Source organism: Methylobacterium sp. CM6247 (assembly GCF_054817925.1).
On sequence record NZ_JBTXKX010000003.1, the window covers coordinates 2,786,661 to 2,810,082 of the forward strand.

Sequence of the window (23,422 nt, forward strand, 5' to 3'; positions counted from 1 at the left end):
CCGCGAGCAGGGCCAATCGACTCGGAACAGGGAGCTCGGCCGTCGCGTTCAATCCACCAAATGGGACATCCGCGTCTCAGGTTGAACATGACGGCCGTCCCCGGCCGAGCTTCGAAAGGTATCCCATGGCAGAACGACTCGACGGCCAGGACGCGCGTCAGGGCAAGAAGGGCAAGCCGGTCCTCTACGTCCTGATCGGCAGCCTCGTCCTCCTCGCCATCGCCATCACCGGTCTGATGACCTGGCAGGGTGCGAACTCTCCGAAAGACTACGCCTCGCAGAGCCAGGACGCCTCCCGTGGTCAGGTCACCGGCTCCGTGAACGGGTCCGGAAACGGAACCTCGTCGGCGAATACCGGCAACGTTCCCGCTGGCAACCCAGCCTACCCGGCGCCGGCCCAACCTTCGGCCAATGGCGGCCAGAAATAATCCAGACATCATGTCGGTCCCAGCGACCGGCAATGACGACAGCGCGCTACGGCATTGCGGCGGACCTATCCGCTTCGAAGCCGTAGCGTCTTCTTTAAGAAGCATCGTTGATCCGGTGGGACCTCTCGCAAGAGGTCTTTGCTTGAAGAGCTACGACCGCAACTCGGGACCTAAGCCTTCGCGTTCCGCCTACTCTCAGCGGGTCGGAACCGGGACTTCTCCACGATAATCGTAGAAGCCGCGCTTCGTCTTCCGGCCGAGCCAGCCGGCCTCGACATATTTCACCAGAAGCGGGCAGGGGCGGTACTTCGAATCCGCCAGTCCTTCGTAGAGCACCTGCATCACCGACAGGCAGGTATCGAGGCCGATGAAATCGGCCAGCTGCAGCGGTCCCATCGGATGGTTGGCACCGAGCTTCATCGCGGTGTCGATGGCCTCCACGGAGCCGACGCCCTCATAGAGCGTATAGATCGCCTCGTTGATCATCGGCAGCAGGATGCGGTTGACGATGAAGGCCGGGAAATCCTCCGACATGGTGGAGGTCTTGCCGAGCTTGGCGATGAAGGCCTTGGCCGAAACGTAGGTCGGGTCCGCCGTCGCGATGCCCCGGATCAGCTCAACGAGCTGCATGACGGGGACCGGATTCATGAAATGGATGCCGATGAACCGCTCCGGCCGGTCGGTCGCGGCGGCGAGGCGGGTGATCGAAATCGACGACGTGTTCGTCGCCACGATGGCGTCGGGGTTCAGAGAGGGGCACAGGGCGGTGAAGATCTGGCGCTTGGTCGCCTCGTCCTCCGTCGCCGCCTCGATGACGAGATCGCAGGGGGCGAGGTCGTCATAGCTCTCGGCGGCCTGAATACGGGCGACGCCGCTGCGCCTCTGCTCGTCGGTGATCGTACCCTTGGAGACCTGTCGCGCCAGATTGCCGTCGATCGTCGCGAGCCCGCTATGGATACGGGCGGTGTCGCGGTCGTTCAGCCGCACGTCCAGTCCGGCCATGGCGCAGACATGGGCGATGCCGCTTCCCATCTGGCCGGCGCCGATGATTCCGACGGTCTTGATCTCGATGGCCATCGCTTGAACTCGCACCCCTGAGGCGCGGCCGGTTCGGCCGCAGAACGCCCGCCTAGCGATCGAGGCGTTGGCGCCGCAATTGAAATGCGGCGCACAAAATTCCTAGATCATTTTCTCGCTGAGGTGCAGCCCGGGCAAGCGCTTAAATGGGAAAAGAACTCCGCCGCGGATGGCTGCGGCGGAGTTCCATCGTTCTGATCCGGTCCGGATCAACCTTTGGCTTTGGCGATCTCGGCCTGAAGCTCGGGGACGATCTGGAACAGGTCGCCGACGAGGCCGTAATCCGCCACCTGGAAGATCGGCGCATCCTCGTCCTTGTTGATGGCGACGATGACCTTCGAATCCTTCATGCCGGCCAGATGCTGGATCGCGCCGGAGATGCCCACCGCCACGTAGAGGTCCGGCGCCACGACCTTGCCGGTCTGGCCGACCTGCCAGTCGTTCGGAGCGTAGCCCGCGTCGACGGCGGCACGCGAGGCACCCACGGCCGCGCCGAGAGCGTCCGCCAGCGGCTCGATGAGCTCCTTGAACTTGTCCGAGGAGCCGAGCGAGCGGCCACCCGAGACGATGATCTTGGCGGCGGCCAGTTCGGGCCGGTCGGACTGGGCGATCTCCTCGCCCTTGAAGGTAGATTTGGACGAAGCGGGCGCGCTCACTGTGACGGGCTCCACCGGAGCCGTCGATCCCCCGGCGGCAGCGCCCTTGAACGCCGCCATGCGGACCGTGATGACCTTCTTGCCCTCGGCGGCCTGGACGGTCTGGATCGCGTTGCCGGCATAGATCGGCCGGTCGAACGTGTCGGGCGAGATCACGCTCATGATGTCGGAGATCTGCGCCACGTCGAGAAGGGCGGCTACGCGCGGCAGCACGTTCTTTCCGGTGGTGGAGGCGGCGGCGATGATCACGTCGTAATCGCCAGCGAGAGAGACGATCAGCGCCGCCGTCGGTTCGGCCAGAGCGTGGTCGTAGGCGGCATCCTCGGCCAGCAGCACCTTCTCGACACCGTCGAGGGCGGCGGCGGCATCGGCTGCCGGGCGGCTCGCCGCACCGGCGACCAGGGCGTGGATCGGTCCGCCGATTTCCTTGGCGGCGGAGAGCGCCTTCAGGCTGGCGTCGCGCACGGCGCCGTTATCGTGCTCGATGAGGAGGAGAATGGCCATGCTATGCGTCGAACCTCATATGCGGTGCGGCCTGGCATCCGTCGCGGCGTCGCGCCGGATTGCGGCCGAGGATAAGGATTGTGGGCCGGCGCCGGCCATCCTGCGACGGCCGGAGCGTGGACGGAGCCTGAAGCTCAGATGACCGAGGCTTCGCCCTTCAGCTTCTGGACCAGTTCGGCCGCGGAGCCGACCTTGATGCCCGCCTTGCGTCCGGCCGGCTCGACGGTCTTCAGCACCTTGACCCGCGGCGTCACGTCGACGCCGAGCGCATCGGGGCTCAGCTCCTCGAGGGGCTTCTTCTTCGCCTTCATGATGTTGGGCAGCGACGCGTAGCGCGGCTCGTTCAGGCGCAGATCCGTGGTCACGATCGCCGGCAGGGCGAGGGTGACGGTCTGCAGGCCGCCATCGACCTCACGGGTGACGTCGATCGAACCCTCGCCGAATTCGAGCTTGAACGCGAATGTGCCCTGCGGCCAATCGAGCAGGGCGGCGAGCATCTGCCCGGTCTGGTTGGAATCGTCGTCGATGGCCTGCTTGCCGAGGATGACGAGGCCGGGGGCCTCCTTCTCCACGACGGCCTTCAGGATCTTGGCCACCGCCAGCGGCTCCACGAGCCCGTCCGTCTTCACCAAGATCGCCCGGTCGGCGCCCATGGCGAGAGCCGTGCGCAAGGTCTCCTGCGCCTGCTGCGGACCGATGGACACGGCGACGATTTCGGTCGCCTTGCCCTTCTCCTTCAGACGGATCGCCTCTTCGACGGCGATCTCGTCGAACGGGTTCATCGACATCTTGACGTTGGCGAGTTCAACGCCCGAACCGTCGGCCTTGACGCGGATCTTGACGTTGTAGTCGACGACCCGCTTGACGGGCACCAGAACCTTCATGGCGGTCACAATCCTCCAATGATTTTCTTGGCAAGGGCCGGCGCAGCGCGCGAGGGGCCTTCGACGCGGTCGAAGGTCCGGGCACCCTCTTGGAATGAAGCGGCGGACCGTAACGGGGGGATTTCAGACTTGTCAACGCGTGCGACAGTCTAGCCCCGCGTCGAACACATGCGATCCGTAATTTACGCTCGCTTGTATGCGGTCTACCAGATTTCCCGCTTCAGCGGTTCTTGCCTGGAACCCAGAGCACGTCGTCGGCTCCATTGGCATTGGCCGTGCGGCTCGCCACGAAAAGGAAGTCCGACAGGCGGTTGAGGTATTGCAGCGCCTCGGGCGAAACGCGCTCGCCCTCCACCGCGGCGAGGGCCACCGTCAGGCGTTCGGCCCGGCGGCAGATCGTACGGGCGAGATGGAGCGCGGCTGAGGCCGCGGAACCGCCGGGCAATACGAAGGATTTCAGCGGCGACAGCTCGGCGTTGAGCACGTCGATATCCGCCTCGATCCGCTTCACCTGGCTGGCGATGATACGCAGAGGCTCGTAGGCCGGCGGCTCGTCGCTTTCCGGGGTCGCGAGATCGGCCCCGAGGTCGAACAGATCGTTCTGGATACGGCCGAGCATCGCGTCGAGGACGATATCGGCGTGGAGACGGACGAGACCGATACAGGCATTGGTCTCATCGACCGTCCCGTAGGCCTCGACCCGCAGATCCGCCTTGGAGCGACGTTCGCCATTGGCGAGCGCCGTGGAGCCCTTGTCGCCGGTGCGCGTGTAGATGCGGTTCAGGGTGACCAAGGGTTATCCGATCTCAGATCCGGGCATCGGGCTCAGAACGTGTAGCCGATCTTGCCGCCGAAATTCGTCAGGCCGCGATTCTCGTGGCACAGGCCGGCATTCGACATGTGCTCGACGGTGGCCATGATGCTCCAATGCTCGGTCAGACGATAGCCGAGCGCCGCCGCTTCGCGGAAGAGCGGGTTGCAGCCCAGGGCGTTGAAGCCCGCCGGTGCGTTGGCCTTCAGGCCGGTATAACCGTTATGCGCGCCCGCGCCGAAGAAACCTTCGAGGAAGACCCGGTTGTTCAGGGTCTGCGGGAAGAGGTCCACCGTCCAGGTCGCGCCGATATAGGCGAAGCTGGTGCGACCATCGAAATTGTAGCTGCCGCCCACGGTCGGGCGCGGCACGAAGGCCTGCCAGAACGGATCGAGGCTCACCACCGGCTTGGAGAACAGGATCTCGCCGTTGATGGCGTTGGTGTTCTTCTCGGCGCTGCCGGGATCCTGCACGGCCCCGCCGATACGCACTTCGGACACGATGCTCAGCGGCTGGACAGGCGTGACGTAGGCCGCGGCGGGAGGCGGCGATCCGAGATCGGCGGCCTGGGCGGAACACACGACGGGCAGGGCGAGAATGCCGGCGACCAGGCGAGAGCAGATGGCTTGCATCGATGACGGATCCAAAGTGAACCCGACCTTCCTACCACGCAGGAATACGCTGGTGTCAGCCCGGACGATCAGTAATCCCGTCCCGATATCGTCTTAGACGAGAGGTGAGACCCAGCCGCCACACTCACCGAGATGTGATGATTGCTCAGGCGGAGCGCCACCAGACGACGCCCATGATGAAAATGATCGCCAAGAACTGGAGCAGTACGCGGAGGCGCATCAGCCGCTGAGACAGGTTGGCGCTGCCCCCGCGCATCATGTTGATGAGACCGAGAAACAGCACGACGGCCACGGCGAGGCAGGCGACGAGGACCAGGGTGTTGGATGACATGGAGGCTCGCGCTCGGAACGGGGGGACGGAGCCCATATGGCTCCGCCGATCCCCTAGCCCATAGGGCAGGGGATCGCACCCGCGGAACGGGTGCGACCATCAGTTTCGCCGGAGCAGGCGCTCGAAATAGTCGAGCTCTTCCCTGGGCCGGCTCGGATCGCCGAGCTTGCGCCGCAACTCCTCCATGATCCGGCGCGTGCGCTGAACCGCGGATTCGTCGGCGGTCGGGACCTTGCCACGGCCGTCGGAAAGGTCGCGGCCCTTGGTCGGACGGCCGAGCGGATCGTCGTCACGATTGCCGGCCTGCCCCTGCTGGCTCGGGTTCTCGCCACCCTCCTGCTCGCCCTCGCCTTCACCCTCGCCCTGGGCCATCTCCTCCATCTGCTTCTGCATGCCGTCCGCGCCGCGCTTGAGCCCATCGAGGGCGCGGCCCTGAGCGTCGACGGCATCGCCTTCCTTGCCCTCGCCGAGGGCGCCTTCGGCGTCGCGCATCGCCTCTTCGGCATCGGCGAGGCCTTCCTCGCCCTGCATCCCGAGCTCCTTCATCCGCTTCTGCAGATCTTCGAGACGCTGGCGCAAAGCCTGCTGGCGTTCGCCGGCGCCACCCTGGCCCTGCTCGCCCTTCTGGCCTTTCTGACCCTGTTGCCCTTGCTGGCCCTGCTCTCCGCCCTGCTGGCCCTGGTCGCCATTCTGCTGCTGCCCCTGCTGGCCGCGCTGGGGCTTCTGGCCCTGCTTCTGCCCGGGCTGCTGGCCGCGCTTGTTCTGGCCGTCCTTGAAGGTCTCGTCGCGGAGCGCCTGCTGCTCGCGGGACATCTTGTCGAGTTCCTCGGCCTGCTTGCTCATCTCACGGCCATTCGGGTCGGATTTGGCTCCCGGCTCGGCGGTCTGGAGGTTCTCGAGGATGCTGCGCAGCTGTTCGAGCAGGCGTTGCGCCTCGGCGGTGTCGCCGCGCTTCATCGCCTCTTCCATGTCCTTCAGCATCTTGTTCAGATCGTCCGGGGTGACGGTCTTGGCGTTCTGCTGCGACTTGCCCTTCTCGCCCTGCTGCTGAGGCTGCTTCTGCTGGCGCTCGGCCATCTGCTTCATGAACTTGTCGAGGGCCTGTTTCAGGTCCTCCGTCAGCTTCTTGATTTCCTCGTCCGGCGCGTTGCGGTCGATGGCGTCCTTCAGCCTGTCCTGGGCAGCGCGCAGGCTCTTCTCCGCATCGGAGAGGTCGCCATCCTCGATCTTGAGCGCCATCTCCCACAGCAGGTCGGCCACCTCGATCAGGTTTTCGTCGGTCCGTGCCGCCTTGAGCCGGCGGGACGCGGTGCGCAACCCGAGGAAGATCGAGGGTTGCGGCGTGAACTGGTCCGGTGCGATCATCAGCGCGTCGAGGGCGGTCTGCACCCGGCGCCGGCTTTCGTCGGGAGCGGTGACGAGGCGTCGACGCTCCTCGGCCAGGGCGCGCGCCAGGGGCTCGCGGAACGGCCGGGCCGGCAGCGTGATCTCCGCCGTCTCGGTCCGCCCCTCCTGACCGGCCTCGTCCTTCACCACGATGGTCAGCCGGATCCGCGCGCCCGACCAGGGATTGTCGGTGAGGTCCACGAGGGTCTTCGTATCGGTCTCGCCGCTCGCGTCCGAGGGCAAAGCGAGGGGCATCTTCGGAAGGGGCACCAGGGAGCGACCGCCTGTCAGGGGCTCGACGATCCCGTCGGCCGAAGCGATGCCGTAATCGTCCTTGGCGCGGTAGCTCAGATTGAAGGTGCCGCGCGCATTCACCTCCAGGGCGCCGACGCGCCGGACTTCCGGGGCGAGGTCCGGGATGGTCTCGACGATGAGATGCTGCTTGGGCGCCGAGCCCGCGGCGATGATGAGATCGGCGGTGCCGCCGACGAGCTGGAAACGGTCCTCACGAAGGTCGGGACGCGCTTCCTTGCCGGGGAGAGGCTTGAAACCCGCATTCGGCGTCAGCACGACATCGCCCTGGCCGGCGATCCGGACGATCAGCGTCGAGTTGACCGGTGCGCGCAGGCGCTGCTCGGTCCCGCTCATCGTGACGACGAGGGGCGGAAGCCTCGTATAGAGCGGCGGATCGATCCAGCCATCGACGCGAAAGTTCGGTCCCGGGCCGGCGGCCTCGTGCCAGTCGAACGCGCTCCCGATGCGCTGGCGCCATTCCGGGCCTGCGACGAACAGGCTGGCCAACGCCGCCACGACGAGGCCGGCGCGAAGGGCGAAGGGGTCGCGGCGCGGCATGCCCGGACGGGGCAGGCCGACGCTCAAACGGGAGACGGCCTCGGCTGCGCGGCGCTGATGCAGCGCCCAAAGCGCCTGCGTCGCCGGGTCCGTCGTTCCGACGGCGAGCGTGTCCTCGATGGCCGAGGCCGGATTGTGGGACGAAGCGCCGTCGGCGGCGTCACGGTCGAGGCGGGCCAGTGCCTCGCGGCGGCTCGGGCGCGATAGGCGGACCAGCGGCACCAGAGCGGCGAGAAAGGCGAGGGCGAAGGCGGCGAGGCCGGCGATACGCCAGAACGGCGACAGATCGAGCCAGAGCCCGAGCCACGAGGCCGCGAGGAAAGCCAGGACCACGGCAAGCGCCCGCCAGACGAGCGGCCAGGCACGTTCCCACAATCCGGCGGCCTGCGATTGCGACACGAGCCGATCGAGCCGGCTTCGGGCTGCCGGCGTCTTCGGCGCCGTCATCTGGGTCGCTTTGGAGGTCGTCGCGTCGGCCTCGTCCATTCTGTTTGGGCTCCCGAGGCGGGGAATGCTCCAGGCATCCCGCCATGTCAGCCTAGCATGGTGGCGGCGCGCGGCGATCGGGTCAAATCGGCCCACCCGCATCGCGGCTGCGCGGCCAAGCAGGTTCGCATTGGCGAGCCAACGCTTCACCTCGCTTAGGCCTTTGAAGTGTCGCAGGTTTCGGAACGCAAAACCGGTGACCACTTTTACTAAACCTGCTTAGTCCGACCGCAGCCAGTCGGGCACGCGGTCGAGGCCGATGAGGTCGTCGTAGCTCTGACGCGGCCGGACGATGGCGGCGCGGTCGCCGCTCACCAGAACCTCTGGCACGAGGCGGCGCGTATTGTAGGTTCCGGCCTGGACAGCCCCGTAGGCGCCCGCGGTCATCACGGCGACGAGGTCGCCCGGTGCGACATCGGGGATATCCCGGGCCAGCGCGATATAGTCGCCGCTCTCGCAGACCGGCCCGACCACGTCGGCGATGAGGCGGGGCGTGTCGGCACCGGGCTCGATGACCGGGCGAAGGGCGTGGTAGGCCTCGTAGAGTGTCGGGCGGATCAGATCGTTCATTGCCGCGTCGACGATGACGAAGGTCCGGCCCTCCGTGCGTTTCACGTAGAGGACGCGGGTCACGAGGATGCCGGCATTGCCCGCGATCATGCGGCCGATCTCGAAGACCGGGCGCAGGCCGAGGGGCCGGAAATGCGGGCGCAGGATATCCGCCAGGGCGGCGGGCTCCGGGGGAGGGGCGTTGTCCTCGCGATAGGGAATGCCGAGACCGCCGCCGAAATCGATGTGATGCAGGGGGTGACCCTGCGCCATCAGGCTGCGCGCCAATTCGGCCAGGAGCCCGGCCGCATGGGCGAAGGGTGCGAGATCGGTGATCTGACTGCCGATATGCATGTCGACGCCGGACACGGCGATCCCCGGCAGGGAGGCGGCGCGGGCATAGACCTCGGCCGCGCGTCCGATGGGGATACCGAACTTGTTCTCGGATTTTCCGGTGGAGATCTTGGCATGGGTCCCGGCATCCACGTCCGGGTTGACCCGGACGGAGACCGGAGCGGTCGCCCCGAGAGAAGAGGCCACCTCGGACAGGGTTTCGAGCTCCGGCTCGCTCTCCACGTTGAAGCAGTAGATGCCGGCATGCAGGGCCGCCGCCATCTCCTCGCGGGTCTTGCCCACGCCGGAGAACACGATCCGCTGCGGATCGACGCCAGCGGCAAGCGCCCGCCGCAACTCTCCCTCGGAGACGATGTCCATCCCCGCCCCGAGACGGGCCAGGGTGGTGAGTACCGCCTGGTTGGAATTCGCCTTCATCGCATAGCAAACGAGGGCGTCGTCTCCCGCGAAGGCTTCGGCGAAGACGCGGTAATGCCGCTCGAGCGTCGCCGTGGAGTAGCAATAGAACGGCGTGCCGACTTCGGCCGCGAGGCCGGTCAGGTCGACATCCTCGGCGGCCAGCCGGCCGTCACGATACTGGAAATGGTGCATGGCGGGCCTTGGGACGCGAATCCCGAAACGCGAACCTGACAGAAGACGGCACGCCCGACATAGCCCCGTCGGGACGGACGTCAGGCCCGCGTCAATCTAGAGGAGCGGATCGAGAATGAAGGGCTGTTTGGGGACGGTATAGCCGCGCTTGACGCCCCTCGAGGTCTGTACGGGAGCCTCGAAGATCGCCTGGGGCGTACCGGAAATCGCAGTCGGGTCGAGGTCGTCGCCATCGGCCACCGCGGTCGCATCCGCCACCGGCGACGCTCCGAGGCCGATCCCGGAGGATTGCACCGGTGCTCGCGTATCAGGGGCCTGCAGGGCACCGCGCCGGCCGCAGCCGGAACCGGCGAGGGCCACGCAGCCCACAGCGAGGAGCAACGTCAGTCGGGAACGAAACAACATCAACGCGGGTCCGGCACCTCAGGCGGCGGCATCATAGCCGCTGCCGCTCGCCGATGCGAGCGCAACGGCCACGCTTTGTGCAGCCTGAGGCCCGGAGGCCTCAGGGAAGGGGATCAAACCTTCGTGTCAGCCGGGCTGGTCAGCCCTTCTTGCCGCCCGTCTTCTCGTAGGCGTCGATCGCGCGGCGGCAATTCTCGGACAGCTTGGTCCAGTTGGTCTGGAAGCACTTGTCCACCGCCGGATCATCGGGAGAGAGGTTCCCGCAATAGGTGAGGTAATCGCCGGTGCAATACTTCTTCAACGTCTCGTTGCCCCGCTTCGTCTGGGGAGCGGCTTGAGCGAAAGCCGCCGCCGACGAGAACATGGCCATGGTGGCGAGAGCGAGGGCAAGCGAAGTCGACTTGAATGCCATAGGGAACGAGATCCGTCTCAGACAGTGGAGATGTGACGAACCCGATGATGCCTATGCATGGTCGAAACAAGGCACGCCGGTGGTCATCCCATGAACAACGCGGCTTCTACGCCACAGCTTCCATGACCTGCAACAAGCCTGTCAGGCTTCGGCGGCTGATCAGACCCGTTCGGCCTGTTTCAAGGGAACAGGGCCGGCCTGCGCGCCGGGCATGGGAAAAACATCGACGGACGGAAGCCGGTTCTGCCTCAGCAGCGAATCCGCCACCTCGACGATACGCTGGCGAAGAACGGCGATCTCTTGGTCTTGCTGCACGTTGGCCTGCGGCACCTTTGCCGCTCGCAGCGCCTCGCATTCCTCCAGAAGCGCTACGTAGCGGGCTTGGAGATCCGGCGCGGGTTCGTCGCTGGCGGTGTCTCCTTCCACGGTCTCCGACGATGCCACTGGGCTGCGTAGCGCATGGAGATCGTCGATGAGATCGCGATGGGCGTTCTCCAGGACTTCGAGCGTGGCGAGGCTGAGGGTTCCTTCCGCGCGCGCGGTGGCGAGGTCGCGTTCGACGCCGTCGAGGGTCGCTCTCGTGGATGCGAGGGTGGCATCCCGCTCCTCCACATTTCGAGCCAGGGCGGCGATCTCGAGGGTCCGCGCTCCGATGGCAGCCATATCCGAATGGCGGCTCGCGCGTGCGGCTTCCACCTTCCGTTCAAGACGACGCTGGGTGACGGCGAAACGCGCGCGCAGGAAATCCTTTTCGGCGGCGATCTCGGAGGCGGAGAGGGGGACGAGCCCTTCGAGCCGACGCTTGGAGAGACGGATCGCCCGGGCGTTCACGGCCGGCAGGACCATGAGGGCGCAGAGGCTCGCCGCAAGGAAGCCGAGCGCGAAGATCATCACGGTTTCGATCACGCGGGGATGCTCTTCCTAAGCAGGTTTCGCAAAAGTGGTCACCGGTTCTGCGCTTTGAAACCTGCGAGATTTCAACGGTCTAAGCAGGCTCGCGTTGGCACGCCGCCGCAGGCTTGCATAGGCCAGATTCGCGAGCCGACAGACCTCAGCATGAACGTCTTTAAACCATTTCCCCCGTGCGAGACCAATCCTTTGAACGGCTTGGAATAAGCCGCCGCCGACCGAGCCGGGCGAACCGGATCAGAACGGGTTCCAAGTCGGCTTCGACGTGAACTTCAGGTAGCCGACATTGATCCCGAGGCGCGCGCCGACACCGGTCCGGATCGGCACCACCACCATCCCGTCATTCGTGACGGCGGTCATCCCGAACCCGCCGATGAAATAGGCCGAGCCGTCGACCCCGGCAAAGCGCCGGTAGAGGCCGGAGACCGAGGGCATGTTGTAGAGGAGCATCATCGTGCGGTCGCCGTCGCCGCCGACATCGAACCCGATGGACGGTCCCTGCCAGTAGATCCGGCGCTGCCCGGCATTGCGGGTATAGAGTGTGCCTTCGCCGTAGCGGACGCCGCCGACGATGGCGCCGGAGGCTTCCTGCCCGAGGATGTAGCCGTTGGGCTCGCCCCAGCGGCGGGTCGCTTCCTCGACGGTGAGGGCGAGGCCGCGCGACATTGAGCCGAAGAACTTATGCCCGTTATCCACGATCTCGGCCGGACGAAAACGGCCGGGGGGCGGCTCGTCGAAGGCCAGAGCCGGGGCGACGGACGCGGCGATCGACAGCGCGGCGGCTGCCACGCCGAGGCTCAGAACGCGCCGACGGGTGATGAGCGGCGAGGGCTCGGCGGATGCGGAGAGGGGATTCGAAGGATCTGTCATCCGGAGCTCCATGTTCGCCCATCAATGGTTCGACATCCGTCCCGATCACCCACATTCTGCCGAATGGGTCTATCCGGTCCGGGACGAGCGGAGAGACGAGCTTGCGTCGCGCCGAGTCGAGCATGAAGTACCGCATGATAGGGTTAACGCGGCGTAACTTCGGAGGGGTCGCGTTGGCGTCGTGCCTCGCCGCACCTCGAAGCGCCTCGGCGGGGCAGGGGCTGATCGCCCTCAACGGTTTCGACGCGGTGAGCTACTTCCTCGACCCCGAAGGCCAGCCGGTCGCCGGCAAAGCCACCTACGAATGGGTCTGGAAGAACCGGACCTGGCGCTTTTCGAAGGCGAGCAATCTCGCGGCGTTCCGGGATGCGCCGTCGGTCTACGCACCGCGTCTCGGCGGCTACGATCCGATCGGGATCGTCGATGGCCGGATCGTCGATACGGACCCGCTGGTCTTCGCGATCCTGCCCGGTCCGACGGGGGATGCGCTCTACCTGTTCCGCAACTCTGAACATCGCGCGAAGGTCGTGGCGTCTCCCGCCATCATAGGGGTGGCGGAAGAGACGTGGCCGAGCCTGAAGTCGCTCACGGAGGACGGCGTGACCCGCTGACACGGGCGCCCCGGTCAGGGCCGCGCGGTGTGCCCTTCCCGGATCGTATTCAGGTTGGGCCCCCGATCGGGCAGTCCGAGACGGCTGGTATAGCTTGGATCCCCAAGGGCTGCGAAAGGGCCGTTACGGTAGAAGATGCGGTAATGGCCGTAGGTGATCTCGCGCCCGGAGGGCACGACGACCCTGCCGCCGGCCGTGGTCAGCACATGATCTCCGGCGGCCGTGTCCCACTCCATGGTCGGGCCGCAGCGGACATAGATATCGGCCTCGCCCGAGGCGATGAGGCAAAATTTCAGGGCCGAGGCCACGCCCCGCCTCTGACCGATGGGAAGGCCGGCGAGACAGGCCTCCGTCTCGGTGTCGCCGTGGCGGCGGCTGACCAGGGCCACGAGCCCGTCCTCCGGTACTTTCCTGACCCGGATCGCATTCCGACCCGTCGGTCGCCCGCGATGGATCACCGCCTCGAACGCGGTGACGCCGGCCCCCCAGACGCGGCCGATACCCGGACCGGCCACGGCCGAGGCCACCGGCCTGTTTCCTTCGATCAGGCAGATATTGACGCTGTAATCCGGGTTTCCCGCGAGAAAATCGCGCGTGCCGTCCAATGGATCGACCAGAAAGAACAGGTCGGCCGGCGGCAGGTCGTGAGTGGACTCCTCGGAAACGATCGGGATCGTCGGATAACGCTGCTTCAGCGCTTCGATGATCAGCTTTTCGGAGGCGATATCGGCGACGCTCGAAGGGGTCCCGTCCGGCTTGATCACGTGTGCGCAATCGCCACCATGATGTCGTCGGAGGATGTCGCCCGCTTCGCAGGCGATGTCGGTCAATGTCGTCGCGATGCTGTCGCGCATCCGCGGATCGAGGGGCATGGGAAAGTCTTGCCTTGCGAGCCGCGCCTTGTCGACTCTAGAGTTGGCTTCAAAGCGTCCTACGCACTCGTCGCGTCGCTTTTCAAAGCATGCTGTGCCGTCTATCGGTGCCGCACCCAGTCGGTTTCATCTCTCGGAGCCGACGGACCGGCCGCATCGGCGGCCCATTCATTGCCCTGTGCGGAGAGCACGATGACCCCCGTCGATCTCGATTCCCTCGATCTCTCCGCGCTGCTGTGCTCGCGCGTCTGCCACGATGTGATCAGCCCCGTCGGCGCCATCGTGAACGGGCTCGAAGTCCTGGAGGACGAGAGCGACACCTCGATGCGGGAATTCGCCCTCGAACTCATCAGCAAGAGCGCGAAACAGGCCTCGGCGCGGCTGCAATTCGCCCGCATCGCCTTCGGCGCCGCCGGATCGGCGGGCGCCTCGATCGACCTCGCCGATGCCGAGAAGGTCTCCCGCGGGATGTTCGGCGACGAGAAGACCCAGCTGACCTGGAGCGCGCCGCAGGCGCTCTATCCGAAGAACAAGGTCAAGCTCCTGCTCAACCTCGTGATGATCGCCACCACCACGATCCCGCGCGGCGGCCGCATCGACGTCGTCGTGAGCGGCGACGGCGAGGCTCCCTCCATCGTCATCAGGTCGAAGGGGTCGCATGCCCGCATCCCGGCGCATGTGGAGGATCTGATCGCGGGAACGCCGGAGAACGGCGCGGTGGACGCACACAGCATCCTGCCGTTCTATGCGGGCCTCGTCGCCCGCGTCGCCGCGATGAACGTGCGCTTCGGGATCGAAGGCGACGAAGTGACGATCAGCGCGGAGCCCGTGGCAGCCGCCGTCGCGCCGGCCTCGCCCCCCGCCGCTGCCCCGGTCGAGGATACCCGCCCCTCCGACAGCGAGCCCCCCGAAACCTCGCTCGCCTGATCACGGGCCCGACTGTCGCGGCAGGACTCAATCAAATCCTGCCGCGACTTGTGGATTTGTCTCTCTCTCGAAACTCTTCACTAACCTGTCGGCCTCAAGGTGGACTTCGCACAAACCTAGTGCGCGTCTGGACCGAGTGCCTCTAATGGATGACTTGCTGCGTGAGTTTCTGACCGAGAGCGCAGAGCATCTCGACACGGTGGACGCCGAACTCGTCCGCTTCGAGCAGGACCCCAACAACCAGACGATCCTGCGGAACATTTTCCGCCTCGTCCACACGATCAAGGGCACGTGCGGCTTCCTCGGCCTTCCGCGCCTGGAAGCGCTGGCGCATGCAGCCGAGACGCTGATGGGCCAGTTCCGCGACGGAATGCCGGTGAGCAGCCCCGCCGTCAGCCTGATCCTCGTGACGCTGGACCGGCTCAAGCAGATCCTCGGCGATCTCGAGATCGCCGGCACCGAGCCGGCCGGAAACGACGACGACCTGATCAATGCCCTCGACGCCATGTCGGCCGCCCCGTTCGTGGCGCCGGCCGCCGTGGTCGAGACAAAGCTCCCCGACCCCGTCGTGCGTGAGCTCAAGCCCGGCGAAGTCTCCCTCGACGATCTGGAGCGCGCCTTCCTCGAAGCCGAAGGCCCCGACCTGTCGGAGCCGCTCCCCCTCGAGCCGGCCCCCGTCGCCATGGCCGAACCGAAGCAGCCCGAATTCACCGCTCCCGAGTTCGAACCTGCGTCGCTGGCCGAGGATTCGTCCTCGAAGGGCGCCAACCGGAAGAACGGGTCGGACGCTCCCTCCGGGGAATCCGAGGGCGGAGCCTCGAAGGTCCAGAGCATCCGCGTCAACGTGGACACGCTCGAACACCTCATGACGATGGTGTCCGAGCTGGTGCTGACCCGCAACCAGCTCCTCGAGATCGCCCGTCGCCACGACGATTCCACCTACAAGGTTCCCCTGCAGCGCCTCAGCCATGTGACGGCCGAGCTGCAGGAAGGCGTCATGAAGACGCGCATGCAGCCGATCGGCAATGCCTGGCAGAAGCTGCCGCGCGTGGTTCGCGACCTGTCGTCGGAACTCGGCAAGCAGATCGAGCTCATCATGAGCGGCGCCGAGACCGAACTCGACCGTCAGGTGCTCGAGGTCATCAAGGACCCGCTCACCCACATGGTGCGCAATTCGGCCGACCACGGGATCGAATCCACCGCCGACCGGAAAGCGGCGGGCAAGCCGGCCCGTGGCACGATCCGCCTCGCCGCCTATCACGAGGGCGGAACGATCACGATCGAGATCGCCGATGACGGCAAGGGCCTCGATCTCGCCGCCATCCGCCGCAAGGCCGTGGAGCGCAACGTCGCGAGCCAGTCCGAGATCGACAAGATGACCGACGCCCAGGTGGCGAAGTTCATCTTCCATCCCGGCTTCTCGACGGCGAAGGCGGTCACCTCGGTGTCCGGCCGCGGCGTCGGCATGGATGTGGTGAAGACCAATATCGAGCTGATCGGCGGCGTCATCGACATCAACACGCAGCTCGGCCGCGGCACTACCTTCACCATCAAGATCCCGCTCACGCTGGCGATCATCGCCGCCCTCATCGTCAAGGCCGGCGACCTTCGCTACGCCGTGCCGCAGGTTGCGGTGCTGGAACTCGTGCGCGTCGACAAGGCCACGGCCCAGAAGGTCGAGCGCATCAACGGCTCGCCAGTGCTGCGCCTGCGCGAGCGCCTTCTCCCGATCGTCACCCTGACCGGGGTGCTCGGGCAGCAGGAGAACGCCGATAGCATCGATTCCGGCTTCGTCGTCGTCGCCCAGGTCGGACGCCAGCGTTTCGGCATCCTCGTGGACGAGGTCTTCCACACGGAAGAAATCGTCGTGAAGCCGATGTCGTCGAAGCTGCGCCATCTGCCGCTCTTCGCCGGCAACACCATTCTCGGTGACGGTGCCGTGGTCCTGATCGTCGATCCGAACGGCATCGCCCGCCAGGTCAGCCAGGGCACGCAAACCGGCGTCATCCCGGTGGATGCCGAGCCGGAGGAGACCGATGCCGCCGACGCAAAGGCGACGCTGCTGGTATTCAAGGGCGGCGGAGGCAGCTTCAAGGCGGTGCCGCTCTCGCTCGTGACACGGCTCGAGGAGATCGAAGCCAACAAGATCGAGTGGGTCGGCGGACGCCCGCTCATCCAGTACCGTGGCCGGCTCATGCCGCTGGTCCCGGCCGATCAATCGATCGAGATCAGGAGCGAAGGCACGCAGGCGCTGGTGGTGTTCTCGGACGGCGAACGGGCCATGGGCCTGGTCGTGGACGAGATCATCGACATCGTCGAGGAGCGCCTCGACGTGGAGATCGCGGCCGAGCGTTCGGACCTCATCGGTTCGGCGGTCCTGCGCGGCCGCGCCACCGAAATCATCAACATCGCCCACTTCCTGCCGCTCGCCTATGACGACTGGGCGCGGGGCGCGCACAAGCCGGAGAAGCGCAGCGCGACGCTGCTCCTGGTCGACGATTCCGCCTTCTTCCGCGACATGCTGAGCCCGGTCCTCAAGGCCGCCGGCTACAACGTGATCACCGCCGGAAGCGCGGAAGCCGCTCTCACCACCCTGGTGAACAACAGCCGGATCGACGTGGTGGTGTGCGACCTGGAAATGCCGGGCCGCAACGGCTTCGACCTGGTCGCCGCCATGCGGAAGGGCGACGAGCGGGTCTCGCAGCTCCCGGTCATCGGCCTCTCCGGCACGGTGGGCGTCGATGCCATCGAGCGCGCCCGGTCGCTTTCGATCCTCGATCTGGTGGCGAAGTTCGACCGCAGCGGGCTGATCTCGGCCCTGAGCGAAATCGACATCGTCAGCCTTCCCAAAGCCGCCTGAACACGGCCTTCGAACAGAATCGGAGAATCTGAGCCATGATGCAGGCCGCCAACAGCAACAAAGGCGTCGATTCCGGCGCCACCACCGACTTCATCACGGTCTTCGTCGCCGACACAATGTTCGGCCTCGCGATCGACCGGGTCCACGACGTCTTCATTCCCGCCGGCGTGACGCCCGTCCCGCTGGCGCCAATGGAGATCGTCGGCCTCCTCAACCTGCGCGGACGCGTGGTCACGGCCCTGTGCCTGCGCCGCCGTCTCGGTCTCGCCGACCGTGCCGACGACAGCCAGAAGATGGCGATCGGCCTCGAACAGGGTGGCGAAACCTTCGCCCTCGTGGTCGATGGTGTCGGCGAAGTGCTGAAGCTCGGAGCGGAGACGCATGAGCCGGTGCCGATCAACCTCGATTCCCGCTGGCGCAATCTCTCCCTCGGGGTGCACCGGCTCGATGGAAGACTTCTCGTCATCCTCGATGTCGACGCGCTGCTCGCCTTCGGAACGAAACTCGACGTCGCCGGTGCCGCTTGACCATCCAGATCGAGGACAGCCCCATGAAGAACTGCCTCATCGTCGATGATTCCGCCGTCATCCGGAAAGTCGCGCGGCGTATCCTCGAGTCCATGAACTTCAAGGTCGGGGAGGCCGAGGACGGCGCCAAGGCCCTGACGGCCTGCGTCGAAGCGATGCCCGACGTGATCCTGCTCGACTGGAACATGCCGACCATGGACGGCTACGAGTTCCTCCGGGTCCTGCGCCAGACACCCGGAGGCCTGGCGCCGAAGGTGCTGTTCTGCACCACCGAGAACGACGTCGGTGCCATCGCACGGGCACTGCATGCCGGCGCCGACGAGTACATCATGAAGCCGTTCGACCGCGACATCGTCACGGCCAAGCTCGAACAGGTTGGATTCGGCCAGCAGGCCGACGCCGCCTAACCCGGAGACAGGGGGGTTCCAGTCCCGCCCCATCGTCGCTGAGGTTTTCCCGTCGTCCCGACGAAGCGTAGAGTTCCATGGCCGCTGCCGCCTCCGCCCCCGCCTTCGCTCCGCATACCGGGGGCGCCGCGAGCAACGCCGCTCGCGTGCGGGTCATGATCGCCGATGATTCCGCCGTGGTTCGCGGCCTCGTGGCCCGGTGGATCGGCGAAGCCGGGTTCGAGGTGGTGGCGACGGCCTCGAATGGCCGGATCGCGCTGGAATCCATGTCGCGCACCGATCCCGATGTCGTGCTTCTCGACATCGACATGCCGGAACTCGACGGGACGCAGGCCCTGCCTCTGATTCTCGCCAAGAGTCCTGGTGTCCAGGTCGTGATGATGTCGACGCTGACGACGCGCAACGCCGACATCTCCCTGCGATGCCTCGCCCTCGGCGCCGTCGATTACCTCGCCAAGCCGGAAAGCAATCGCGGCGTCACCACCTCGGATACGTTCCGCGCCGAATTGATCGAGCGGGTCCGCGTGTTCGGAGCGGCCCGCGCCCGGCGGCGGCCCCATGCCGCGCCAGCCCCTGTCGGAGCGGTCCAGAGTGCCCCGGCACCGGCCCAACGGCCGGCGACGCCCTTCGTCCTGCGCCCGAAAACCCGAACGGGAATCCCGCCGCGCTGCCTGCTCATCGGCTCGTCCACCGGCGGCCCGCGCGCCGTCGGCGAGGTGCTCGAGAAGATCGGAACCGCGACCCTGCGGCAGTTTCCGGTCCTGATCGTCCAGCACATGCCACCGGTCTTCACGGCGGTCTTCGCCGAGCATCTCGGTGCCAGGACCGGTATTCCGGCGGCGGAGGGCAAGCCCGACGAGCGTATCGTGCCGGGCCGAATCTACGTCGCCCCGGGCGGCCGCCATATGGGCCTGCAGGGCAGCCGGAACGACCTCTCCATCCGCCTCGACGATGGGCCGGTGGTGAATTTCTGCCGCCCGGCGGTGGACGTGCTGTTCCACGACGCCGCGGCCCTCTACGGATCGGCGGCCCTCGCGGTGATCCTCACCGGAATGGGGTCCGACGGCACCAACGGCTCTCGCTCGCTGACGGAGGCGGGGGCGGCCGTGCTCGCCCAGGACGAGGCGACCAGCACCGTCTGGGGCATGCCGGGCAGCGTCGCCAAGGCCGGCCTCGCCCAGGCCGTGCTACCGCTCGGCGAGATCGGCCCGGCACTCCGCAACCTCCTGACGGGGCATGGCGCATGACCGATCTCGAATTCGACTTCCTGCGCAACTACCTGAAGACGCGGTCGGGCCTCGCTCTCAGTGCCGAGAAGCGCTACCTCATCGAGAGCCGGCTCACGCCCGTCTGCCGGCGCTTCACCCTCGCGACCCTCCACGATCTGGTCAACGCGCTGAAGTCCCCGCGTGACCCGAGCCTGGAACGCGCGGTGGTCGAGGCGATGACCACCAACGAGACCTTCTTCTTCCGGGACCGCGTGCCCTTCGATCTGTTCCGGGACGTGCTGTTGCCGGAAGCCCTGGTTCGGCGCGCGAGCCAGCGCCGCCTTCGGATCTGGTGCGCGGCGGCGTCCACGGGCCAGGAGCCGTATTCCCTGGCCATGCTGATCCAGGACGCGGCACCGCGCCTTGCCGGCTGGCAGGTGGATATCGTCGCCACCGACCTCTCGACCGAGGTGCTGGATAAGGCCAAGGCCGGCCTCTACAGCCATTTCGAGGTGCAGCGCGGCCTGCCGGTACAATCCCTGCTCAAGCATTTCGAGCAGGTGGGCGATCAGTGGCGCATCTCCGCCAGCCTGCGCCAGATGGTGGATTACCGCCCGCTGAACCTGCTGCATCCGTTCGAATCGCTCGGAGCGTTCGACATCATCTACTGCCGCAACGTGCTGATCTATTTCGACGCGCCGACGAAGGGCGACGTTTTGGGACGTCTCAGCTCCAGCCTGACCCCGGACGGCGTCGTCCTTCTCGGCGCGGCCGAAACCGTGATCGGGCTCACCGACCGGCTCGTGCCGCACCCGCAGCATCGCGGGCTCTATGGCCAGGCGCCAAGCGCGGCACGGCCGGGCTTGGCCACGCAGCCTCAGCCGATGCTGCGCAAGGTCGTGGGATTGTAGTTCACGATCTGTGCCGCCCGGGCCGCGGCCGCGCGTCGATCGACCGGCTATGATGGACCGATGGCGATGGAAAACCAGGTGAGGAGGCATGACCTCTTCGCGCCAAGCCTACTCGTCCTTCGTTTCCGTTGATGAATGGTCGCGGGTCGCGTCCTATCTGACGCTGCTGAGTGAGGATGCGCGACCGCGTGAGTCTTCGCGTCGCGCGGCATTCGATGGACTGCGCTCAATCGTTGAGACAGGCGCGTCGTGGCGGTGGATGCCCCATGCTCTCCCTCCCTGGAGTCCCGCCTACGGCAGGCCCAGCACAGATTGTCTGGCCTCCGGGCGTTCTCCTGAGCCGAGCGCGGCGATCCTCGACGGTCGGACCCTTCGCTCGACGCCCGAGAGCGGTGAGCGGGCCGGCTACGACGGCACCAAGCGCAAAGAGGGCCCGAAAGTTCATCGGACCGTCGACACCCTAGGCCACCTCCCGGCCCCGCACGTCACCCCCGCCGTGCGGACGACCGTACCCGGGTCGGGCATTTGGCCGAGGCCGTGCAGACCGTCGCCGGGGACAGCGTCACCCTGGCCTATGTCGCCCAGGGCTACACCGGCGAGAAGCCGGCAAAGACCGCGCACGCACGGCATCGACTTGGAGGTCGTCAAACTCCCGGAGACCAAGCACGGCTTCGTTCTTTCGCCGCGACGCCGGGTCGTGGAGCGCTCCTTCGCCTGGGCGACGCGCTTCCGCCGCCTCGTCAGGGATCACGAGCGCTATCCCGGCATGTCCGCCGATCTCAACGTCGTCGCCTTCGTCTGCCGCATGCTCAAACAGGCAGCTCGACTGAGAGGCGGCTCATGAAGACATCTGAGATAATCGTACCCTCGTGGCACTCTTTCGAGAGCCATGAGGATACGAAGATCGATATTCAGATTGGTGCAAGCCGATGGATCGTCGGGTCAAGCAGCTCGCACGGTTGATAGGAAGCGCTGAACCTCTGCCGAGAGATATTCGGACTGACGGGACAGCTCGGAGGCCGAGCCGAGCACCTGGTTGGCAGCGGCCTTCGCTTCCTGAGAGGCTTGTGCCACGCCGGAAATGTTGCTCGTCACTTCGGACGTACCGGTCGAGGCCTCTGCCACGTTGCGAACGATCTCCTGCGTGGCCGCGCCCTGCTGTTCCACCGCGGAGGCGATGGTCGTTGCCACCATGTTGATCTCTTTGATGCGCGTCGTGATCGAGCCAATGGCATCGACGGCCTGCCCCGTAGCCCCCTGTATCCGACTGATCTGCTCGCTGATCTCGCTGGTGGCGCGGGCGGTCTGGTTGGCCAGCTCCTTCACCTCCGACGCCACCACGGCGAAGCCGCGCCCGGCCTCGCCGGCCCGGGCCGCCTCGATGGTGGCGTTCAGGGCGAGCAGATTGGTCTGGCCCGCGATGGTCGAGATCAGCTGCACCACATCGCCGATCCGCGCCACGGCATCGCTCAATTCCTGAACGAGCGCGGCGGTTCGGTCGGCCTCGCCCACCGTCCGCTGGGCGAGGTCGGACGAACCCGAGACCTGACGGCTGATCTCCTGCACCGACACGCCCAGCTCCTCGGCCGCCGACGCGACAGTGTTCACGTTGGCCGCCGCCTCCTCGGCCGCAGCCGCCACGGTGGCCGACTGGCCGGCCGTCTGAGAGGCCGTCGAGGTCAATTGCTGCGCCGTCGCCTGCAACTCCGTCGCAGAGGACGACACCGAGCCGATGATGCCGCCGACGGCCGTCTCGAAGGCATCGGCCATCTGGCGCATGCCGGTCTTGCGCTGCTCCTCGGCGGCCAGGCGCGCATGCGCCGTCTCCGCTTCGAGTTGGCGGGTGCGGAGGAGATTGTCCCGTGACGCCTCGACCGCGGCTGCGATGGCACCGATCTCGTTCTTCCGGCCGAGATAGGGGATCTGGGTCTCCAGGTCGCCATCGGCGAGCGTGCGCATCCGGCCAATCAATCCGGTGATGGGTTTGGTGACGCCGCCGATGACGAAGACGATCGCGCCGAGACCGCAGAGGAGGACGGCGATGCAGAGCAAGCTGCTCACCCAAAGGGCTTGACGGTAAGTCCTGCCTGCTTCGGTCTGCGCCTTGTTGCCGCCCTGCGTGTTGAGTTCGCTGTTCTGGTCGATGGCGCCCAGGGCTTTCTCGAATGGCACCCGAGAAGCGGAGAAATTCTGGATCAGCGGAGCCTGCTCCCGGCCTGCGACCAGGGCCACGAGATTCGCGCGCATCGTCAAATAGGTCGACCAATTCGACTTGAACGTCTCATAGAGCGCTTTTTCATCCGCGCTGGTGATGAAAGGCTCATAGCTCCTGGCGGCGACCTCGACGTCTTTCAGACGCTTGACGGACAGGGCATCCAACTCGGACGTGGGTTCCAGCAAGGACACGTACCGTGCATCGAGCAGGCGAAGGCGGGTGATCCTATATTTGATGTCCCCCAGTCCGCGCACGCTCGGCAGCCAACTTTCGGCCAGATCGACCGCATTCGCGTTCACGGTCTGCAATTGCATGAGCGCCATGCCGCCCTGGCCCGCAATGGCGACCATCAGGAGTGTGATTAAACCGACCAGCAGATGTTTGACTTGGATACCCATGACAGCCTCGGTTGGGAGTAAGCAGTCTATTCAAGCCCCGAAAACACTAAAATAAGGAAAATTTCTCTCCCATTAGACGAATAAATCATTGAATAAGGCGTCGTACCCGCCTATATTAAGCACAATATGCCATGCGATTATTTGCATAGATGAGGTAATATCCGAACAAGGATCACATAATTGTGAAGGCTATATATAATATTGATTAATTCACTTATAAGTAAATCTTATAGCATCAATTTATAATATAATACGTTGTTTTAGTCTCTAAACTTGATTGCCGCGACGTGCCTTTGTCTTGAGCGAATAATACCGTTGAGGCATTTTTATGTCGACTGCATTGGATCGA

General features: G+C 65.9%; 22 protein-coding genes and 1 pseudogene. 9 read left to right on the top strand and 14 right to left on the bottom strand.

The genetic code is table 11. The annotated features are described in order from the left end of the window. The first annotated feature begins 125 nt into the window (after positions 1 to 125). Positions 126 to 428, top strand: a complete 303-nt coding sequence (locus ACYQOP_RS14080; RefSeq protein WP_056424851.1) for a flagellar basal body-associated FliL family protein — start codon at positions 126 to 128, stop codon at positions 426 to 428. Positions 429 to 623: 195 nt separating this feature from the next. Here the strand turns inward: ACYQOP_RS14080 and ACYQOP_RS14085 are convergent, their stop codons facing one another. The 12 genes from ACYQOP_RS14085 to ACYQOP_RS14140 form a co-directional block, all read right to left on the bottom strand. Continuing rightward, positions 624 to 1,505: a 3-hydroxybutyryl-CoA dehydrogenase gene (locus tag ACYQOP_RS14085; protein WP_207412617.1), complete on the bottom strand. Its 882-nt coding sequence runs from the start codon at positions 1,503 to 1,505 to the stop codon at positions 624 to 626. Between the two features lie 209 nt (positions 1,506 to 1,714). Next, entirely contained in the window at positions 1,715 to 2,665 is a 951-nt protein-coding gene (locus ACYQOP_RS14090) for an electron transfer flavoprotein subunit alpha/FixB family protein (protein WP_461222756.1), read from the bottom strand. Between the two features lie 134 nt (positions 2,666 to 2,799). Further along, the gene (locus ACYQOP_RS14095) at positions 2,800 to 3,549 is read right to left on the bottom strand and encodes an electron transfer flavoprotein subunit beta/FixA family protein (RefSeq protein ID WP_056258098.1); all 750 of its coding nucleotides are present in this window, start codon (positions 3,547 to 3,549) and stop codon (positions 2,800 to 2,802) included. A gap of 220 nt (positions 3,550 to 3,769) precedes the next feature. Continuing rightward, positions 3,770 to 4,342 (bottom strand): cob(I)yrinic acid a,c-diamide adenosyltransferase, encoded by a 573-nt coding sequence (locus tag ACYQOP_RS14100; RefSeq protein WP_461222757.1) that lies wholly within the window; start codon positions 4,340 to 4,342, stop codon positions 3,770 to 3,772. A gap of 32 nt (positions 4,343 to 4,374) precedes the next feature. Beyond that, positions 4,375 to 4,992, bottom strand: a complete 618-nt coding sequence (locus ACYQOP_RS14105; RefSeq protein ID WP_056424869.1) for an acyloxyacyl hydrolase — start codon at positions 4,990 to 4,992, stop codon at positions 4,375 to 4,377. A 145-nt stretch (positions 4,993 to 5,137) separates the two neighbouring features. Beyond that, on the bottom strand, positions 5,138 to 5,323 hold the full coding sequence (locus tag ACYQOP_RS14110) for a twin transmembrane helix small protein (RefSeq protein WP_056424872.1): 186 nt from the start codon (positions 5,321 to 5,323) through the stop codon (positions 5,138 to 5,140). A gap of 99 nt (positions 5,324 to 5,422) precedes the next feature. Further along, positions 5,423 to 8,047, bottom strand: a complete 2,625-nt coding sequence (locus tag ACYQOP_RS14115; RefSeq protein ID WP_461222758.1) for a TIGR02302 family protein — start codon at positions 8,045 to 8,047, stop codon at positions 5,423 to 5,425. Between the two features lie 219 nt (positions 8,048 to 8,266). Further along, positions 8,267 to 9,541, bottom strand: a complete 1,275-nt coding sequence (gene lysA, locus ACYQOP_RS14120; RefSeq protein ID WP_461222759.1) for a diaminopimelate decarboxylase — start codon at positions 9,539 to 9,541, stop codon at positions 8,267 to 8,269. A gap of 96 nt (positions 9,542 to 9,637) precedes the next feature. After that, entirely contained in the window at positions 9,638 to 9,946 is a 309-nt protein-coding gene (locus ACYQOP_RS14125; RefSeq protein ID WP_056424881.1) for a hypothetical protein, read from the bottom strand. Between the two features lie 139 nt (positions 9,947 to 10,085). Next, positions 10,086 to 10,358 carry a 3',5'-cyclic-nucleotide phosphodiesterase gene (locus ACYQOP_RS14130; RefSeq protein ID WP_311274901.1) on the bottom strand — a complete coding sequence of 91 codons (273 nt, stop codon included), beginning with the start codon at positions 10,356 to 10,358 and terminating at the stop codon, positions 10,086 to 10,088. Between the two features lie 159 nt (positions 10,359 to 10,517). Next, positions 10,518 to 11,264: a hypothetical protein gene (locus ACYQOP_RS14135; protein ID WP_461222760.1), complete on the bottom strand. Its 747-nt coding sequence runs from the start codon at positions 11,262 to 11,264 to the stop codon at positions 10,518 to 10,520. 240 nt (positions 11,265 to 11,504) lie between these two features. Beyond that, the gene (locus tag ACYQOP_RS14140) at positions 11,505 to 12,137 is read right to left on the bottom strand and encodes a DUF1134 domain-containing protein (RefSeq protein WP_419952264.1); all 633 of its coding nucleotides are present in this window, start codon (positions 12,135 to 12,137) and stop codon (positions 11,505 to 11,507) included. Between the two features lie 173 nt (positions 12,138 to 12,310). On the opposite strand from ACYQOP_RS14140, the gene ACYQOP_RS14145 reads away from it, so the two are divergent. Next, entirely contained in the window at positions 12,311 to 12,748 is a 438-nt protein-coding gene (locus ACYQOP_RS14145; RefSeq protein ID WP_419952263.1) for a YHS domain-containing (seleno)protein, read from the top strand. 14 nt (positions 12,749 to 12,762) lie between these two features. Here the strand turns inward: ACYQOP_RS14145 and ACYQOP_RS14150 are convergent, their stop codons facing one another. Further along, positions 12,763 to 13,620, bottom strand: a complete 858-nt coding sequence (locus tag ACYQOP_RS14150; RefSeq protein WP_056424893.1) for a 3'(2'),5'-bisphosphate nucleotidase CysQ family protein — start codon at positions 13,618 to 13,620, stop codon at positions 12,763 to 12,765. A gap of 192 nt (positions 13,621 to 13,812) precedes the next feature. Here ACYQOP_RS14150 and chpT point away from each other — a divergent pair, with 192 nt between their 5' ends. The 7 genes and pseudogenes from chpT (at position 13,813) to ACYQOP_RS14185 (ending at position 21,304) form a co-directional block, all read left to right on the top strand. After that, positions 13,813 to 14,547, top strand: coding sequence for a histidine phosphotransferase ChpT (chpT, locus tag ACYQOP_RS14155; RefSeq protein WP_419952262.1), 735 nt, complete (start codon positions 13,813 to 13,815; stop codon positions 14,545 to 14,547). A 145-nt stretch (positions 14,548 to 14,692) separates the two neighbouring features. Then, positions 14,693 to 17,407 carry a hybrid sensor histidine kinase/response regulator gene (locus ACYQOP_RS14160; RefSeq protein ID WP_461222761.1) on the top strand — a complete coding sequence of 905 codons (2,715 nt, stop codon included), beginning with the start codon at positions 14,693 to 14,695 and terminating at the stop codon, positions 17,405 to 17,407. Positions 17,408 to 17,445: 38 nt separating this feature from the next. Next, on the top strand, positions 17,446 to 17,934 hold the full coding sequence (locus ACYQOP_RS14165) for a chemotaxis protein CheW (RefSeq protein ID WP_056425002.1): 489 nt from the start codon (positions 17,446 to 17,448) through the stop codon (positions 17,932 to 17,934). Positions 17,935 to 17,957: 23 nt separating this feature from the next. Next, on the top strand, positions 17,958 to 18,341 hold the full coding sequence (locus ACYQOP_RS14170) for a response regulator (protein ID WP_056425005.1): 384 nt from the start codon (positions 17,958 to 17,960) through the stop codon (positions 18,339 to 18,341). Between the two features lie 77 nt (positions 18,342 to 18,418). Continuing rightward, complete coding sequence (locus ACYQOP_RS14175) at positions 18,419 to 19,588, top strand: protein-glutamate methylesterase/protein-glutamine glutaminase (protein ID WP_461222762.1); 1,170 nt, start codon at positions 18,419 to 18,421, stop codon at positions 19,586 to 19,588. Next, a complete protein-coding gene (locus ACYQOP_RS14180) occupies positions 19,585 to 20,460 on the top strand; it encodes a CheR family methyltransferase (protein WP_461222763.1) in 876 nt (291 codons plus the stop codon). Before ACYQOP_RS14175 ends, ACYQOP_RS14180 begins: the two co-directional genes overlap by 4 nt. An 88-nt stretch (positions 20,461 to 20,548) precedes the next feature. Next, positions 20,549 to 21,304 (top strand): annotated as a pseudogene (locus ACYQOP_RS14185) (transposase). A gap of 98 nt (positions 21,305 to 21,402) precedes the next feature. Here the strand turns inward: ACYQOP_RS14185 and ACYQOP_RS14190 are convergent. Continuing rightward, a complete protein-coding gene (locus ACYQOP_RS14190) occupies positions 21,403 to 23,073 on the bottom strand; it encodes a methyl-accepting chemotaxis protein (protein WP_461222764.1) in 1,671 nt (556 codons plus the stop codon). Positions 23,074 to 23,422: the final 349 nt, after the last annotated feature.

Excerpts from the sequence above, each read along its gene's own strand:
- ACYQOP_RS14080 (WP_056424851.1), top strand. The coding sequence starts at position 126 with ATGGCAGAACGACTCGACGGCCAGGACGCGCGTCAGGGCAAGAAGGGC.
- ACYQOP_RS14085 (WP_207412617.1), bottom strand. The coding sequence starts at position 1,505 with ATGGCCATCGAGATCAAGACCGTCGGAATCATCGGCGCCGGCCAGATG.
- ACYQOP_RS14090 (WP_461222756.1), bottom strand. The coding sequence starts at position 2,665 with ATGGCCATTCTCCTCCTCATCGAGCACGATAACGGCGCCGTGCGCGAC.
- ACYQOP_RS14095 (WP_056258098.1), bottom strand. The coding sequence starts at position 3,549 with ATGAAGGTTCTGGTGCCCGTCAAGCGGGTCGTCGACTACAACGTCAAG.
- ACYQOP_RS14105 (WP_056424869.1), bottom strand. The coding sequence starts at position 4,992 with ATGCAAGCCATCTGCTCTCGCCTGGTCGCCGGCATTCTCGCCCTGCCC.
- ACYQOP_RS14110 (WP_056424872.1), bottom strand. The coding sequence starts at position 5,323 with ATGTCATCCAACACCCTGGTCCTCGTCGCCTGCCTCGCCGTGGCCGTC.
- ACYQOP_RS14115 (WP_461222758.1), bottom strand. The coding sequence starts at position 8,047 with ATGGACGAGGCCGACGCGACGACCTCCAAAGCGACCCAGATGACGGCG.
- lysA (WP_461222759.1), bottom strand. The coding sequence starts at position 9,541 with ATGCACCATTTCCAGTATCGTGACGGCCGGCTGGCCGCCGAGGATGTC.
- ACYQOP_RS14125 (WP_056424881.1), bottom strand. The coding sequence starts at position 9,946 with ATGTTGTTTCGTTCCCGACTGACGTTGCTCCTCGCTGTGGGCTGCGTG.
- ACYQOP_RS14130 (WP_311274901.1), bottom strand. The coding sequence starts at position 10,358 with ATGGCATTCAAGTCGACTTCGCTTGCCCTCGCTCTCGCCACCATGGCC.
- ACYQOP_RS14140 (WP_419952264.1), bottom strand. The coding sequence starts at position 12,137 with ATGACAGATCCTTCGAATCCCCTCTCCGCATCCGCCGAGCCCTCGCCG.
- ACYQOP_RS14150 (WP_056424893.1), bottom strand. The coding sequence starts at position 13,620 with ATGCCCCTCGATCCGCGGATGCGCGACAGCATCGCGACGACATTGACC.
- chpT (WP_419952262.1), top strand. The coding sequence starts at position 13,813 with ATGACCCCCGTCGATCTCGATTCCCTCGATCTCTCCGCGCTGCTGTGC.
- ACYQOP_RS14160 (WP_461222761.1), top strand. The coding sequence starts at position 14,693 with ATGGATGACTTGCTGCGTGAGTTTCTGACCGAGAGCGCAGAGCATCTC.
- ACYQOP_RS14165 (WP_056425002.1), top strand. The coding sequence starts at position 17,446 with ATGCAGGCCGCCAACAGCAACAAAGGCGTCGATTCCGGCGCCACCACC.
- ACYQOP_RS14170 (WP_056425005.1), top strand. The coding sequence starts at position 17,958 with ATGAAGAACTGCCTCATCGTCGATGATTCCGCCGTCATCCGGAAAGTC.
- ACYQOP_RS14175 (WP_461222762.1), top strand. The coding sequence starts at position 18,419 with ATGGCCGCTGCCGCCTCCGCCCCCGCCTTCGCTCCGCATACCGGGGGC.
- ACYQOP_RS14180 (WP_461222763.1), top strand. The coding sequence starts at position 19,585 with ATGACCGATCTCGAATTCGACTTCCTGCGCAACTACCTGAAGACGCGG.
- ACYQOP_RS14190 (WP_461222764.1), bottom strand. The coding sequence starts at position 23,073 with ATGGGTATCCAAGTCAAACATCTGCTGGTCGGTTTAATCACACTCCTG.